Annotated in this window: 16 protein-coding genes and 1 pseudogene; 14 read left to right on the top strand and 3 right to left on the bottom strand. The window is 63.2% G+C overall.

Annotated features, from left to right (window positions below; translation table 11 throughout):
- The 14 genes and pseudogenes from BM151_RS06765 (at position 1) to hypE (ending at position 11569) form a co-directional block, all read left to right on the top strand.
- Positions 1 to 1791 carry a nickel-dependent hydrogenase large subunit gene (locus tag BM151_RS06765; RefSeq protein WP_090059407.1) on the top strand — a complete coding sequence of 597 codons (1791 nt, stop codon included), beginning with the start codon at positions 1 to 3 and terminating at the stop codon, positions 1789 to 1791.
- Positions 1792 to 1805: 14 nt separating this feature from the next.
- Positions 1806 to 1994 (top strand): hypothetical protein, encoded by a 189-nt coding sequence (locus BM151_RS06760; RefSeq protein ID WP_090059406.1) that lies wholly within the window; start codon positions 1806 to 1808, stop codon positions 1992 to 1994.
- A gap of 3 nt (positions 1995 to 1997) precedes the next feature.
- A complete protein-coding gene (gene cybH / locus BM151_RS06755; RefSeq protein ID WP_090059405.1) occupies positions 1998 to 2777 on the top strand; it encodes a Ni/Fe-hydrogenase, b-type cytochrome subunit in 780 nt (259 codons plus the stop codon).
- A gap of 322 nt (positions 2778 to 3099) precedes the next feature.
- Entirely contained in the window at positions 3100 to 3708 is a 609-nt protein-coding gene (locus tag BM151_RS06750) for a HyaD/HybD family hydrogenase maturation endopeptidase (protein ID WP_090059403.1), read from the top strand.
- A 1-nt stretch (position 3709) separates the two neighbouring features.
- Positions 3710 to 4030, top strand: a complete 321-nt coding sequence (locus tag BM151_RS06745; protein ID WP_090059402.1) for a HypC/HybG/HupF family hydrogenase formation chaperone — start codon at positions 3710 to 3712, stop codon at positions 4028 to 4030.
- Complete coding sequence (locus tag BM151_RS06740; RefSeq protein ID WP_090059400.1) at positions 4027 to 4413, top strand: thioredoxin domain-containing protein; 387 nt, start codon at positions 4027 to 4029, stop codon at positions 4411 to 4413. The genes BM151_RS06745 and BM151_RS06740 overlap by 4 nt, the downstream gene beginning before the upstream one ends.
- 12 nt (positions 4414 to 4425) lie before the next feature.
- Positions 4426 to 5259 carry a hydrogenase expression/formation protein gene (locus BM151_RS06735; RefSeq protein WP_090059399.1) on the top strand — a complete coding sequence of 278 codons (834 nt, stop codon included), beginning with the start codon at positions 4426 to 4428 and terminating at the stop codon, positions 5257 to 5259.
- The gene (gene hybE, locus BM151_RS06730; protein WP_090059397.1) at positions 5256 to 6149 is read left to right on the top strand and encodes a [NiFe]-hydrogenase assembly chaperone HybE; all 894 of its coding nucleotides are present in this window, start codon (positions 5256 to 5258) and stop codon (positions 6147 to 6149) included. Before BM151_RS06735 ends, hybE begins: the two co-directional genes overlap by 4 nt.
- On the top strand, positions 6149 to 6490 hold the full coding sequence (gene hypA, locus BM151_RS06725; RefSeq protein WP_090059396.1) for a hydrogenase maturation nickel metallochaperone HypA: 342 nt from the start codon (positions 6149 to 6151) through the stop codon (positions 6488 to 6490). Before hybE ends, hypA begins: the two co-directional genes overlap by 1 nt.
- A pseudogene (hypB, locus tag BM151_RS06715) lies at positions 6490 to 7398 on the top strand (hydrogenase nickel incorporation protein HypB); the annotation flags it as partial. The gene hypA and the pseudogene hypB, both read left to right, overlap by 1 nt.
- 126 nt (positions 7399 to 7524) lie before the next feature.
- Entirely contained in the window at positions 7525 to 9039 is a 1515-nt protein-coding gene (locus BM151_RS06710; RefSeq protein WP_090060094.1) for a sigma-54-dependent transcriptional regulator, read from the top strand.
- Between the two features lie 2 nt (positions 9040 to 9041).
- Entirely contained in the window at positions 9042 to 9332 is a 291-nt protein-coding gene (hypC, locus tag BM151_RS06705; RefSeq protein ID WP_090059392.1) for a HypC/HybG/HupF family hydrogenase formation chaperone, read from the top strand.
- A 13-nt stretch (positions 9333 to 9345) separates the two neighbouring features.
- Complete coding sequence (hypD, locus tag BM151_RS06700; protein WP_090059390.1) at positions 9346 to 10500, top strand: hydrogenase formation protein HypD; 1155 nt, start codon at positions 9346 to 9348, stop codon at positions 10498 to 10500.
- Positions 10501 to 10543: 43 nt separating this feature from the next.
- Positions 10544 to 11569: a hydrogenase expression/formation protein HypE gene (gene hypE, locus BM151_RS06695; RefSeq protein WP_090059388.1), complete on the top strand. Its 1026-nt coding sequence runs from the start codon at positions 10544 to 10546 to the stop codon at positions 11567 to 11569.
- A 34-nt stretch (positions 11570 to 11603) separates the two neighbouring features.
- On the opposite strand, the gene BM151_RS06690 is transcribed toward hypE, so the two are convergent.
- Genes BM151_RS06690 through BM151_RS06680 form a run of 3 tightly spaced genes read right to left on the bottom strand, consistent with a single transcriptional unit; the run spans position 11604 to position 14748 of the window.
- Positions 11604 to 12785 carry an acetyl-CoA C-acyltransferase gene (locus BM151_RS06690; RefSeq protein ID WP_090059387.1) on the bottom strand — a complete coding sequence of 394 codons (1182 nt, stop codon included), beginning with the start codon at positions 12783 to 12785 and terminating at the stop codon, positions 11604 to 11606.
- Between the two features lie 9 nt (positions 12786 to 12794).
- Entirely contained in the window at positions 12795 to 14087 is a 1293-nt protein-coding gene (locus tag BM151_RS06685; RefSeq protein WP_090059385.1) for an ArgE/DapE family deacylase, read from the bottom strand.
- A gap of 10 nt (positions 14088 to 14097) precedes the next feature.
- Positions 14098 to 14748, bottom strand: a complete 651-nt coding sequence (locus tag BM151_RS06680) for a 3-oxoacid CoA-transferase subunit B (protein ID WP_218151332.1) — start codon at positions 14746 to 14748, stop codon at positions 14098 to 14100.
- Positions 14749 to 14762: the final 14 nt, after the last annotated feature.

Raw genomic sequence — 14762 nt, 5'->3', positions numbered from 1 at the left:
ATGAACACGACCCCCAACGGTTTCGACCTCGACAATACCGGCCGGCGCATCGTCGTCGACCCGGTGACCCGGATCGAGGGTCACATGCGCTGCGAAGTGAACGTCGACGAGAATGGCGTCATTCGCAACGCGGTCTCCACCGGCACCATGTGGCGCGGGCTCGAAGTCATTCTCAAGGGCCGCGATCCGCGCGATGCCTGGGCCTTTACCGAGCGCATCTGCGGTGTCTGCACCGGCACCCATGCGCTGACCTCCGTGCGTGCGGTCGAGGATGCTCTGGGCATCACCATCCCGGACAACGCCAATTCGATCCGCAATATCATGCAGCTCAACCTGCAGATCCACGATCACATCGTGCATTTTTATCATCTGCATGCGCTCGACTGGGTGAATCCGGTCAACGCCCTGCGCGCTGATCCGAAAGCCACGTCGGAGCTGCAGCAGGCGGTTTCGCCATCGCACCCGCTCTCCTCCGCGGGCTATTTCCGCGATGTGCAAAACCGCCTGAAGAAATTCGTCGAGAGCGGCCAGCTTGGCCTGTTCAAGAACGGCTATTGGGACAATCCGGCCTACAAACTGCCGCCCGAGGCCGATCTCATGGCCACGACCCATTATCTCGAGGCGCTCGATCTTCAGAAAGAGGTGGTCAAGGTCCACACCATTTTCGGCGGCAAGAACCCGCATCCGAACTGGCTGGTGGGCGGTGTGCCGTGCCCGATCAACGTCGATGGTGTCGGCGGCGTCGGTGCGATCAACATGGAACGGCTCAATATGGTGTCCTCGATCATCGAGAAATGCATCGAGTTCAACAAGAACGTCTACCTGCCGGATGTCGTGGCCATCGGTGGGTTCTACAAGAACTGGCTCTATGGCGGCGGGTTGTCGTCCAAGGCCTGTCTTGCCTATGGCGACATCCCGGAGAATGCCAACGACTTCTCGCCGGAGCAGTTGCACCTGCCGCGTGGCGCCATCATCAACGGCGATCTCTCGACCGTGCATGATGTCGATCCGCGCGACCCGGAACAGGTGCAGGAATTCGTCGATCACTCCTGGTACACTTATGGCGAGGCCGGCATGGGGCTGCACCCCTGGGATGGTGTGACGGAACCCAAGTATGAGCTCGGTCCGAACGCCAAAGGCACCAAGACCGACATCAAGGAGCTCGACGAAGCGGCGAAATACAGCTGGATCAAGGCGCCGCGCTGGCGCGGCAATGCCATGGAGGTCGGTCCGCTGGCGCGCTACATCGTCGGTTATGCCAAGGGTCACGAGGAGATCACCGATCAGGTCACCGGCCTGCTCAGGACCATGGATCTGCCGGTCGAGGCGCTGTTCTCGACGCTCGGTCGCACCGCGGCACGTGCACTCGAGTCCGAGTACTGTGGCCGGTTGCAGAAGCATTTCTTCGACAAGCTGGTGACCAACATCAAGAATGGCGACAGCTCGACCGCCAATGTCGAGAAATGGGACCCGAGCACCTGGCCGAAAGAGGCCAAGGGCGTTGGTATGACCGAAGCTCCGCGCGGCGCGCTGGGCCATTGGATCAAGATCAAGGATGGTCGGATCGAGAATTACCAATGCGTGGTCCCGACCACCTGGAACGGTTCGCCGCGTGACAGTCAGGGCAATATCGGCGCTTTCGAAGCCTCGCTGATGAACACGCCGATGGAACGCCCCGACGAGCCGGTCGAGATCCTGCGCACCTTGCACAGTTTCGATCCCTGTCTGGCCTGTTCCACCCATGTGATGTCGCCCGATGGCGACGAGCTGACCACGGTCAAAGTGCGCTGAGAGGAGGGCGTATCATGAAAAAACTCACGACATTGGCAATCCTGTTCGCAACACCGGCGCTGGCCCATCCGGGCCACGCGGTTCTGCCGGGCACCGAAGGCCATTCGCTGGCGCATCTGGCCATGGCCAGCGTGGCGGTGGCGGTGATCTGGCTGGCGGGCGAAGCCGTCAAGGGATGGATCAAGCGCCGCAAGGAGGAATGAGACATGTCCGAGACCTCCATTCACACGCCCAACCCGGAGATGCCGGAGCCTCTCGAGGCCTCGCGCCTCACCGGGGACGCGACGGCGGCGGATATCGAAAGCATCCGCACCCGCACCTCGGTTTTCGTCTATGAATGGCCGGTGCGGCTCTGGCACTGGGTCAATGCGCTGGCGATCACGGTGCTGATCGTCACCGGCTATGTCATTGGCAAGCCGCTGCCCTCGATGCAGATCGCTGAGGCCACGCATCAGTTCGTCTTCGGTTATATCCGCTTCGCGCATTTCGCGGCGGGGATGATCGTGACGGTGGGCTTTTTCGGCCGCATCTACTGGGCCTTTGTCGGCAACAGCCACGCGCGGCAATTGTTCTACATTCCGGTGTGGAACAAGCGCTGGTGGAAAGAGGTGTTTTTCGAGCTGAAATGGTATGCGTTTCTGGAGCGTGAGCCGAAGAAATACGTCGGTCACAACCCGCTGGCGCAGACCGCCATGTTCTTCTTCATGACGCTCGGGCTCACCTTCATGATCCTGACCGGTTGGGCGCTCTATTCCGAAGGCGCAGGCCAGGGCAGCTTTGCCGACGGTGTGGCCGGCTGGGTCCTGACCTTGTTCGGTAATTCGATGATCGTGCATTCGGTGCATCGTCTCGGCATGTGGTTCATTCTGGTCTTCATGATCATCCACATCTATGCCGCGATCCGCGAAGACATCCTGTCGCGTCAATCCATGGTCTCGACGATGATTTCCGGCACCCGAACCTTCAAGGACGACCGCCCGGAATAGGCCGCGCGACCGTGTCAGAATCGAGTGAGAAGGCGGGGGCTCCCCGCCTTTTCCGTATTTTATCCTTCCAATTCTGAAATTATCGGAAGGCTTCCTTCCATATATGTTTGCGCTAGCTGCGACATTTTGACGAAAACCCCATGTATTTCAGGGCACTAGTTGGTATTCCATTGCATCCCGAAAAACGCGTGTGATGCGAAACCTCTCTCTCTACTCTCAGTGGAAAGAAAGATCGGAAGCTTACCATCCAGTTTTGCTGCAGCCGCACGGTCGATGCGGCGCAATCCGGGGATGGGCCGCACAGATAAAGGAGGAGGGGCGCATGGCAGCCAAAGTTCTGATCCTTGGGATCGGCAATGTCCTATGGGCAGATGAGGGGTTCGGCGTGCGCTGTGTCGAGCGTCTGGCCGAACGCTATGCCTTTGGCCCCGAGGTCAAGTTGCTCGATGGCGGCACACAGGGGCTGTACCTTCTGCCGTTTCTCGAAGAGATCGACGCGCTGCTGGTGTTCGATGCGGTGGATTACGGGCTCGCCCCCGGCACGCTCAAGATCGTCGAGGACGGCGATGTGCCGTCTTTCATGGGCGCCAAGAAGATGTCCCTGCACCAGACCGGGTTCCAGGACGTTTTGGCCACCGCCGAGCTGATGGGCCATTGCCCGGAGCGGCTGATCCTGATCGGGTGTCAGCCCGAGGAGCTCGAGGATTACGGCGGCGGCCTGCGCGACATCGTGGCGGCTCAGATCGACCCGGCCATCGCGGTGGCGCTCGAAAAACTGCAGGGGCTCGGCATCGCGGCGCGCGAGGGGCACAGCGAGACCCGCGATCTCGCCGACCCGTCGATCCTGCGCTCCGCCTATGAAGAGGGCCGGCCCACCGAAGACGAGGCCTGCCGCATCGGCGACGACCGTTTCCTGCCGCTGGGGGCCTGACATGTGTCTCGGCACCCCGATGCAGATCCTGTTTTCCGAAGGCGTCGCCGGCACGGCCACGGATGGCACCGAGAAGCGGTTGATCGATCTGTCGCTCACCGGGCCTCTGGCGCCGGGCACATGGGTGCTGACCTTTCTCGGCGCCGCCCGCGAAGTGCTCTCGGAAGACGAAGCCATCAAAATCAAAAACGCACTCGGCGGCTTGCAGGCGCTGATGGAGGGGCGTGGCCTCGGTGACGCTTTCGCCGATCTCGAGGCGCGAGACCCGCAATTGCCACCGCATCTGCAGGCCGCATTGGACAAAGGGGAGACCACCGCATGAGCCACCCATTGATCGACAGGCTGACCAGCGAATTCGGCTGGCCGCAGCTCGACAGCATGCATGACGTGACCGAATTCACCAGCCGTCCGGGGGCGCATGTGCTCTTCGTGCCAGGGGATGCGAAACGCAATCTCGAGACCGCAGATGTGGCGGTGATCCTGCCGGAACTCAAACTGGCATTCCAGGGCCGTTTCGACTGTGCCGTGGTCGGTGACGGGATCGAGACCGCGCTCAGGGAGGCCACGGGCGTGCTCAAGACCCCGTCGCTTCTGACCTATCGTGACGGGCATTTTCTTGCCGGCATCCCCAAGGTTCGCGATTGGGACGACTACATGAACCGCCTCGCACAGATCCTTGCGATGGCTGTGCCGGAACAGGTGTGAGGAGCGCGAGAGATGGTCAATAATTTCCAATTGCCGCCCATGGGCTTCGGTCCCGGATCGCAGCCGGTTGAGGATGGCGAGCTCGAATATATGGAAATGCCGCAGGACATGCGGACCTATTCCATGCATTCGCCCGAGGTCGAGCTGAGCGAGGATCTGCGCCCGGCGCTGACGCTTCTGGCGGGCCTGTCGCAGGCCTGTGCCCATGCCGCCGAAACCGGCACCAATGCCCGGTTCGATCTCTCGGAGCTGGACGCGAAAAACCGCGCCCTCATTGCCGAGACCATGGGCGAGGGCGAGGTCGCCATGCGCATCCATGGCATTCCCGCCGTTGCAGTGCAGGAAAGCGTCTTCGCCGGGGTCTGGCTGTTGAAGAGCGCAGATGAGGACGTGATCGAAGTCGGCGCCGTGCCACAGCTTGCGCAAGATCGCGCTTTCGAGCCGCGCCGCCCGGCCCGGATGCACAAGGCCGAACGCCCCTTGGGTGTTGTGAACGCACCGCCGCTTCTGGTGGAGCTGGAGGACAAGTCGAAAGGGTTCAAACCCGGAGACGAGAGCCATGTCATCAACCTGACGCTGCTGCCGCATACCGAGCCCGATCTCGACTGGCTGGACGCGGCGCTGGGGCAGGGGGCGACCGACATCCTGTCGCGCGGCTATGGCAATTGCCGGGTCAGTGCAACCGCGCTCAATCATGTCTGGCGGGTGCAATTCTTCAACTCCATGGACACGCTCATTCTCGACACGTTTGAAGTCACCGACATGCCGGAGGTGGCCTTGGCCGCACAGGAAGATCTCGCCGACAGTTCGGAACGTATCCGCGAAGTGCTGGAGGCGATCAGATGAGCTTTGCCAACACCCAGACCGGGTTCGAAGGGTCTTACTTGGGCGCCAATGACAAGATTTCCGATCAGGCGATCATGGAATGCAAGATCTGCTGGACGCCCTATGATCCCGCCGAGGGCGACGACACCCGCCAGGTCCTGCCGGGCACGCCTTTCACCGCGCTGCCCGAGGATTGGAAATGCCCCAATTGCGACGCGCCGAAGGCGCAGTTTCTGGTCTCCGAGGACCCTGGATCGGACGCCATGCTCGAAGCCGCCCGTCTGGCGCGCAAGACCGAAGCGCTGGTGGCGGATTTCACCGAGGTCTGGCACGCGAAAATGCGCGATGTGCCGATGGTCAACAAGCTCCTGCATGTGCAGGCCGTGGGCTTCATCGAACATGAGGGCCGGCCCCTGGGCGTGCTGCTGAGCCCGTGGTTCATGAATCTGGTGCAATTGCCCGGCGAGGGCGAGGATTGGTCGCATCTCACCGCAGGCGACAAGGAGGTGCTGCCTTTTCCCTCGGGCGACTATGAGTTCATCCACAATGCGCGCGAGCAGACCGGCGGCTACAAGGCCTGTTCTCTGTTCTCGCTCATGGGCGAGTTCAAGACACAGGCCCAGGCGGTCGAAGTGGCGCAGGCGGTGATGCAGGCGCTGTTTCAGGAAGAACATCGCGCCGAAACCGATCGCAGCGCCGATATTCGCGCCGCCCGCGAAGACGCGCTGACCGCCGAGGCCGAAGCCGAGGCGGTGAAAGCCGCCGAAGAGCCGGGGGAAGAAGCGCTCAGCGCCCCCACGCGCCGTCAGCTTTTGACCGCCGGGCTTGCGGAAAACGGCCAAGAGGCAGAAATTGAACGCGACTCTCTGATTCAGGACAAGGACTTGGAACAGGGCGGAGCGCGAGGCTGATGCATGAGATGTCCTTGTGCGAAGGGGTTCGGTCTGTGATCGAGGATGCGGCTCTGGCGAACGGGTTTTCGTCTGTGTCGCGGGTTCGGTTGGAGATCGGCAGGTTCGCGGGGGTGGAGAAACCCGCGATGGCCTTTGCCTTTGATGTGGTGATGCGGGGTTCCGTGGCCGAGGGCGCGGCGCTTGAGATGATCGACCTGCCGGGGCGTGCGATGTGTTACGATTGTGCCAAAGAGGTGGAGATCGCGCACCGGCTGGACGACTGTCCGCTCTGCGGCGGCGGCAAGCTGATGCCGATGGGCGGGGACGAAATGCGGATCAAGGATTTGGAGGTTACCTGATGTGTACGGTATGCGGCTGCGGCACTTCGAGCGTTGAGGGGGAGGCGCATGGTCATGCGCACGGCCACTCTCACAGTCATTCTCACGGGCATTCTCGCGGGCATGACCATTCTCACGATCATCCCCATGAGTACGATCACGACCACGATCATGGTCACCATCACCATCAGCATTCGCATCACCATCATGGCGATGACATGCATTTCGGCCAGGGCCCGGCGGGTACCGAAGTGCCGGGCATGTCGCAGGAGCGGCTGATCGCGCTGGAGACCGATATTCTGGCCAAGAACGACCGCTACGCCGAGGGCAATCGCCGGGTGCTGGGCAACCTCGGGGCCTTTGCGGTGAACCTCGTGTCTTCGCCCGGCTCCGGCAAGACGACGCTTCTGTGCAAGACGATCGAGATGCTGAACGCCCGCGCCGGAGACGCGCCGCTCGCCGTGATCGAGGGCGATCAGCAGACCGCCAATGACGCCGAGCGCATCCGCGCGACGGGGGCAAGGGCTGTGCAGGTCAACACCGGCAAGGGCTGTCACCTCGACGGCCATATGGTCGGTCACGCGATGGAACATCTGGAGATCGATCCGGCGTCTTATCTCTTTATCGAGAATGTCGGCAATCTGGTGTGCCCGGCCGGGTTTGATCTTGGCGAGGATTGCAAGGTAGCGATCCTGTCGGTCACGGAAGGCGAGGACAAGCCTTTGAAATACCCGGATATGTTCACCGTTTCCGAAATCGCGCTCCTGAACAAGGTGGACCTGGCGCCGCATTGCGACGTCGATCTCGATCTCTACGAGGCCAACCTCAGACGGGTGAACCCCGGCATCAGGGTGCTGCGCCTCTCGGCCCGCACCGGCGAGGGCATGCAGGACTGGCTCGACTGGCTCGACCAAAGGCTCAAGGCAAAGCAGCAAAGCGTGCAGGCCGCCGAAACGCCCGCCACAGAGACAGGTCCCACAGAGACACGTTCCACCGAGACATTTCCCACCGAGACGCTCGGGGCCTGACCGATGACTGCACCCATGGCCGCATCCATGACTGCACAATTGCCCACCGTCCTTCTCGTCGATGACGAGGAGCACAGCCTCGCCGCCATGCGCATGGCGCTCGAGGACGCGTTCGATTGCCTGATCGCGCGCGGCGCCGACGAGGCCCGCGCCCATATGGAGGAGCAATTCGTCCAGGTGATCTTCTGCGATCACCGGATGCCGGGCAAGACCGGGGTGGAATTCCTCACCGAGGTGCGCGAGCGCTGGCCCGATACGGTGCGCATCATCATCACCGGCTATACCGAGACCGGTGACATGATCTCGGCGATCAATGAGGCGGGGATCTATCAGTTTCTGACCAAGCCCTGGCATCCCGAACATCTGATGATGGTGGCCAAGAATGCCGCCGATCTGTTCCAGCTCACCCGCGAGCACGATCGCATGTCGCTGGAGATGCGCTACCTGTCGCGCTCGGTGGAGCTCAAACTCGAAGAACAACGCAAGGCGCTGCGCGAGGGCATGGGGTTCGAGACCGTGCTGCGCGCCGGCAATTCGCCGATGAACCCGGTGATCGAACAGGCGCGCCAGTTTGCCTCTTTCGACGTGCCGGTGATCCTCACCGGCGAGCCGGGCACGGGAAAGGGCCGGATCGCGCGGGCGATGCATTACGCCTCCCTGCGCTCCGACCGGCCCTATTTCGAGATCAATTGCACCGCCGTCGACGATGACATCCTGGAAATGGAACTGTTCGGCGCGCGCCGTGGTGCGGTGCCCGGGCTGAGCGGGCACAAGACCGGGTTGTTCCAGAAGGCGGATCGCGGCACGCTCTATATTTCCGGCATCGCGGATCTGTCGCCGCGCCTGCAACTGCTGCTCCTGCGCGCGGTGCGCGATGGTGCGTTCCGGCCCCTGGGGGCACATGAGATGATGCGCTCGCAGGTACGGCTGCTGATCGGCTGTCACCGCGATCTGCGCCATGAGGTGGCCGAGGGGCGGTTCAATGCCGAGCTTTACTATGCTCTGGCCAAGGTCACGCTCGACGTGCCGCCCTTGCGGGCGCGACCGGGCGATCTGGCGATCCTGGCGCAGACCTTCCTGTTCGATGCCGCTTCCGAGCATGGCAAGCCGGTGCATGGGCTCTCGGACGATGCGATCCAGTTCCTGATGGATTACGATTGGCCGGGCAACCTGCGCGAGTTGGAAAACGAGATGGTGCGCATGCTGATCTTTTCGCAGGACGTGCTTCTCGGACCGGAGCTGATTTCGCGCCATATCCTGCAGGCTACCCCGTCGCATCCGCTCGCGGTTCCGGGCGAGAGCGAGACAGCCGTGGATCAGGTGCTGATCGGCACCGGCACGCTCAAGGACCGGGTGGAACAGATCGAAATGCGCATCCTGCGCGAGACGCTGACCCGTCTGAAATGGAACAAGAGCCGTGCCGCCAATGAGCTGGGCCTGTCCCGCGTTGGCCTCCGGGCGAAAATCGAACGCTACGGCATCGCCGAACCGCAGCGACAGAGCGCGGGGAACGGCGAAGAGAACAGCCAAGAGGAGGAATAACCATGTGTCTGGGCATCCCGGGACAGATTATCGAGATCACCGATGAGGCGCGGCTCATGGCGCTGGCCGATGTGTCGGGGGTGCGCCGCGAGGTCAATATCGCCCCGGTCCTGACCGGCGAGATCCATGATCTCATCGGCGCCTGGGTGCTCATTCATGTCGGCTTTGCCATGGCCCTGATCGACGAGGACGAGGCGGCGGCGACGCTTGAGGCGCTCAAGGGGCTGGGCGAGGCACAGGAAACGCTCGAAGCGATGGCCGAAGGCGCCAAAGCACTTGAAGCGCGCGCATAAAAGGGGGGAAGTCATGAAATACGCCGAGGAATTCCGCGACCCGAAAGCCGCCAAGGCGCTTCTGGCCAAGATTGCCGAGATCACCGACGAGATCGGCGCCACGGCGGAAAAGCCGGTCTATATCATGGAGATCTGTGGCGGGCACACCCATGCGATCTTTCGCTATGGCTTGGACAAGCTGACCCCGGGTGGGGTCGAGTTCATCCACGGGCCGGGCTGCCCGGTCTGTGTCCTGCCGATGGCGCGCGTCGATGAATGCGTCGAGATCGCCGAACGGCCGGAGGTGATCTTCACCACATTCGGCGACGCCATGCGGGTGCCGGGACAGAAGAAATCGCTCCTTCAGGCCAAGGCCGACGGCGCCGATATCCGCATGGTCTACAGCCCGCTGGACGCGCTCGAACTGGCGCGGCGCAATCCGGATCGCGAGGTGGTGTTCTTCGGCCTGGGTTTCGAGACCACGACGCCTTCGACCGCGCTGTCGATCCAACAGGCGGCGCGCGAGGATCTCACCAATTTCTCGGTCTTCTGCAATCACATCACCGTGCCGCCGCCGATCAAGGCGCTGCTGGATGATCCGCATATGATGCTCGACGGTTTTGTCGGGCCGGGGCATGTGTCGATGGTGATCGGCACGCATCCTTATGATTTCATTGCCGAAGACTACGGAAAACCCATCGTCGTCGCGGGGTTCGAGCCGCTCGATCTGTTGCAATCCGTGCTGATGGTTCTGGAGCAAATTCGTGACGGCCGTGCCGAGGTCGAGAACCAATATGCCCGCGTCGTGCCCGAACATGGCAACCCGGTCAGCCTCGCCGCGATCGAGGATGTCTATGAAATGCGCCCCTCGTTCGAATGGCGGGGGCTGGGCGAGATCGACAAATCCGGGCTTCGTATCCGTGACAAATACAGCGCCTTCGACGCCGAGGAAAAATTCGGCATCGGCTATGCGGCAGGCGAACGGTCGGTCGAGGAACCCGAGGGCTGCGCCTGTGGTCAGGTGATGACCGGGCGGCTGAAACCCACCGGTTGCCCGCAATTCGGCAAGGGCTGTACGCCCGAAATGCCGCTCGGCGCGCTGATGGTCAGCTCGGAAGGCGCCTGTGCCGCCTATTACCAATACGGTGGCGCCCGGAGTTCCGAGGTGGCCTCCGAACCGGCAGAGTAACGACCCGATAACGCCCGAGGCGGGCAGAAGAGAAAGACGGAATATGGCACTCAGAGGGGACAAGGTGACGCTCGCCCATGGCGGTGGCGGCCGGGCGATGCGCGATCTGATCGAGGAGGTCTTTACCTCGGTCTTCGAGCCGGAAAGCATGGAGGATCAGGCCCGTCTGATGTCCGGTGCGCTCACCGAACCGGGCGCGCGTCTGGCGCTCACCACCGACAGTTTCGTGGTCGATCCGGTGGAGTTCCCCGGCGGCGACATCGGCAAGATCGCGATCTGCGGCACGGTCAACGATCTCGCCGTCGGTGGAGCCACGCCGCTCTGGCTTTCGGCGGCCTTCATCATCGAGGAGGGCACCGAGATCGCGCTGTTGAAACGCATCGTCGCGACGATGAAGGTTGAGGCGGAGAAGGCAGGCGTCAAGATCGTCACCGGCGACACAAAGGTGGTCGGGCGTGGCTCTGCCGACAAGGTGTTTGTCACCACCACAGGTGTCGGTGTGATCCCGCCGGGGCGGGATCTCAGGGCAGAGGCGGTGCAGCCGGGAGACGTGGCCATCGTCAATGGTGTGCTGGGCGATCACGGCGCGGCGATTCTGGCGGCACGCGGCGATATGGCGCTCTCCACCGACATCCAATCCGATTGCGCCGGGCTGGGCCATCTCATGGCCGCCGTGGCGGCGGCCTGTCCTGGGCTCAGATGCGCCCGTGACGCCACCCGGGGCGGTCTGGCATCGGCCCTTAACGAGATCGCCGAGAGTGCCGATGTGGCGGTGGAAATCGAGGAAACCGCCCTGCCGCTGCGCACCGAGGTCAAGGGCATGTGCGAGATCCTCGGGCTCGACCCGCTCTATCTCGCGAATGAGGGCACTTTGGTGCTTTTCGTGCCGGAAGAAGAGGCCGAGGCGGCGCTGGCCGCCATGCGCTCCGTCCCCGAGGGGCAAGGCGCCGTGGTCATCGGTCGCGCGAAACCCAAGGGCCAAGGCCCGCTGGTGACCATGCGCACGCTGTTCGGTGGCGCGCGCATCGTCGATATGTTGGTGGGCGAACAGCTGCCGCGGATCTGCTGAGCCGCTGTTCGGGGCGGCGCTTTATGGGCAGGGCTCAGAAGATCTCGAACAGCCCCGCCGCGCCCTGACCGCCGCCGATGCACATGGAGACCACGCCATAGCGGGCGCCGCGGCGCTTGCCCTCGAGCAAAATATGTCCGGCCATGCGCGCCCCCGACATGCCATAGGGATGGCCGATGGAAATCGCGCCACCATTGACGTTGAGCTTTTCGTCCGGGATGCCGAGCTTGTCGCGACAATAGAGAAGTTGCGCGGCAAAAGCCTCGTTGATCTCCCAGAGATCGATGTCGTCGATGGTGAGCCCCGCGCGCTCCAGAAGACGCGGGATCGCCACCACCGGGCCGATCCCCATCTCCTCGGGCGCCACACCGGCGACGGCAAAGCCCCGGAAGGCGCCGAGCGGGGTGAGGCCGCGTCGCGCGGCTTCCTCGGAGGACATGATGATCGCGGCAGAGGCTCCGTCGGAGAGCTGGCTCGAATTGCCCGCCGTGACGCATTTGCCCGGCCCCATCACCGGTTTGAGCCCGGACAGCCCGTCAAGCGTAGTGCCGGGGCGGTTGCATTCATCGGCGCTGAGCGTCATCGCCTCCTCATGGCTTTCACCTGTGGCCTTGTCGGTGACCAGTTTCACCGCCTCGACCGGGACGATCTCATCGGCAAAAAGCCCCGCCCCTTGCGCCGCTGCCGTGCGTTGCTGGCTTTGCAGCGCGTAGGCGTCCTGCGCGGCACGGCTGACGCCATAGCGCTCGGCCACCACTTCGGCCGTTTCGATCATCGACATGTAATAGCTGTCCGGAACGCCGGGGGATTTGTAGCGATAGGAGTTCCAGTGATTGTTCTGGACCAGTGAGATGCTGTCGAGCCCACCGGCCAGCGCCACTTCGACCCCTTCGGCCATCACCATATGCGCGGCATTGGCGATGGCGTTCAGGCCCGAGGCGCATTGCCGGTCGAGCGTGACGCCGGCCACCGTGTCCGGAAGGCCGGAGGCAATGGCGATATGGCGCGCCACGTTGATGCCGGTAGAGCCCTGGGTCAGCGCCGAGCCGAACACCGCCTCCTCGATCTCGCCACCTTCAAGCCCGGCGCGGGCGACGGCGGCGCGGACGGCATGGGCGGCCATGGCGGGACCTTCGAGATTGTTGAAGGCGCCGCGATAGGCTTTGCCGATGGGCGTGCGGGCGGTGGAAACGATGACGGCGTCGCGCTTGGTCATGGGAAGTCCTTAAATATCTTCGACACCGCACCAGTCGGCGATGAACAGGGCGGTGGATTGGGTGATGCGGCGGATGCTTTCGAGCTCGACACGTTCGTTGAACCCGTGGATCGCCTCGGCGCGCGGGCCATAGACCAGCGCCGGTGTATCGGCATAGAGCCCGAAGAACCGCGCATCGGTGGTGGCGGTGATCGCCGATGTCTCGAGCGCTTCGCCGGTCGTCGCCAGATGCGCCGTCTCAAGCGCGCCGATGGCGGCTTTCGCGGTGCTGCTCTTGTCCTCGGAGAGCGCGTATCCCTCGGCGAGGAAGCCGTGATAGACCACCTCCGGCAGGGAATTCTTCAGGAAATCATTCTGTCGCGCCGCTTCGAGGATCGTGGCTTCGATCTCGGCTTTCGCGGCCTCGATATCCTGTCCTGGGAAGATCGCCATGCGCAGGTCGAGCGTGGACCAGGCCGGCACGGAACTGGTCCAGTCGCCGCCCTGGATCTTGCCGACATTGAGATTGAGCGCATGGTCGTGATGGGCGAAATCCGGATGGCGATGTTCGGCGGCGTTCCAGCGGTGCTCCATCTCATGGAGCGCGGCGATGAGCGGGATCGCCGCCTCGATCGCATTGGCGCCGGCGCCGGCATAGGCGACATGGGTCGGCAGGCCTTTCAGATGCACCTGAAACCAGATCACGCCGATCTGCGAGGTCACCAGCTGCTCGGCGAAAGGCTCCGGGATCAGTGCCGCATCGGCCCTGTAGCCGCGCGCCAGACAGGCCAGCGCGCCATTGCCGGTGCATTCTTCCTCGACCACGGATTGGTAGAACAGATCCGCCGCCGGGGCGAGGCCGAGATGTTTGAGCGCCTCAAGGGCGAAAAGGTTCGACGCGAGCCCGGCCTTCATATCGCCGCCACCACGACCATAGAGCCAGCCGCTGTCCACATGCGGCTCAAACGGCGGGCGGTCCCACATGTCGAGGGGGCCAGCGGGCACCACGTCGATATGACCGTTGAGGATCAGCGAGCGGCCCTTTCGGGTCCGGCTCCGATGCGTGCCGACGACGTTCTGGGCATCCTCATAGGGGGCAAGCACCGGAGAGAAGCCGGGCAGGTGAGAGATCTCATCGACATCGATCTGCCATTGATCGACCTCGAGGCCACGGCTTTTTAGCTCGGAGGTCATGAAGGTCTGCGCGCTTTGCTCGTTGCCGCGGGTCGAGGGGTGCGATGTCAGCTCGGTGAGAAAGGAAATCTCGCGCTCGAACAGGTCATCGACCGCGTGCAGGATGCGGGTTTGCAGCTCTTGTTCCATGTGCATTGCCTCAGAAACGTGGAATATCTGTGTCGGGGAGGATCAGCTTGGCACCGGTGGCCTCGCTGACCTCTTTGACCGAAACCCCGTCTGCCAATTCGCGGAGCACAAAGCCCTCGAGGGTCACGTCGACCACCGCCAGATCGGTGAAGATCCGCGCCACGCGGCCTCGGGCGGTCAGGGGCAGGGTGCAACGGCTCAAAAGCTTCGGATTGCCTTTGCGGTCCGTGTGGGTGGTCATCACCGCCACGCGCCGCGCCTTTTGCGCCAGCTCGATCGCTCCGCCCGCGCCGGGGGAGAATTTGCCGGGGATTTTCCAGTTCGCCAGATCGCCGTTTTCGGCCACTTCGAACGCGCCCAGGAGCGTCAGGTCGAGCCGGCCCGAGCGCACCAGCGCGAAAGACACCGTGCTGTCGAAATAGGCCGAGCCGGGGATCGGCGACACGTAAGCGCCGCCGGCATCGATCAGATTGCGGTCGGCCTCTTCATCGGGCAAGGTCGGGCCGATCCCGGTCATGCCGTTTTCCGTATGCAGGCAGACCGGCATGTCCTCGGGCAGGAAATCCACCACTTTCGTCGGCAGGCCGATGCCGAGATTGACCACCATGCCGGGGGTGATCTCGCGGGCCGCCCGGGCCACCATGCGTGTGCGTGCGTCCATGGGGTTCGCCTGTC

Source organism: Celeribacter neptunius, assembly GCF_900113955.1.
Classification (GTDB): Bacteria; Pseudomonadota; Alphaproteobacteria; order Rhodobacterales; family Rhodobacteraceae; genus Celeribacter; species Celeribacter neptunius.
This window is presented reverse-complemented; position numbering and strand designations above follow the sequence as displayed.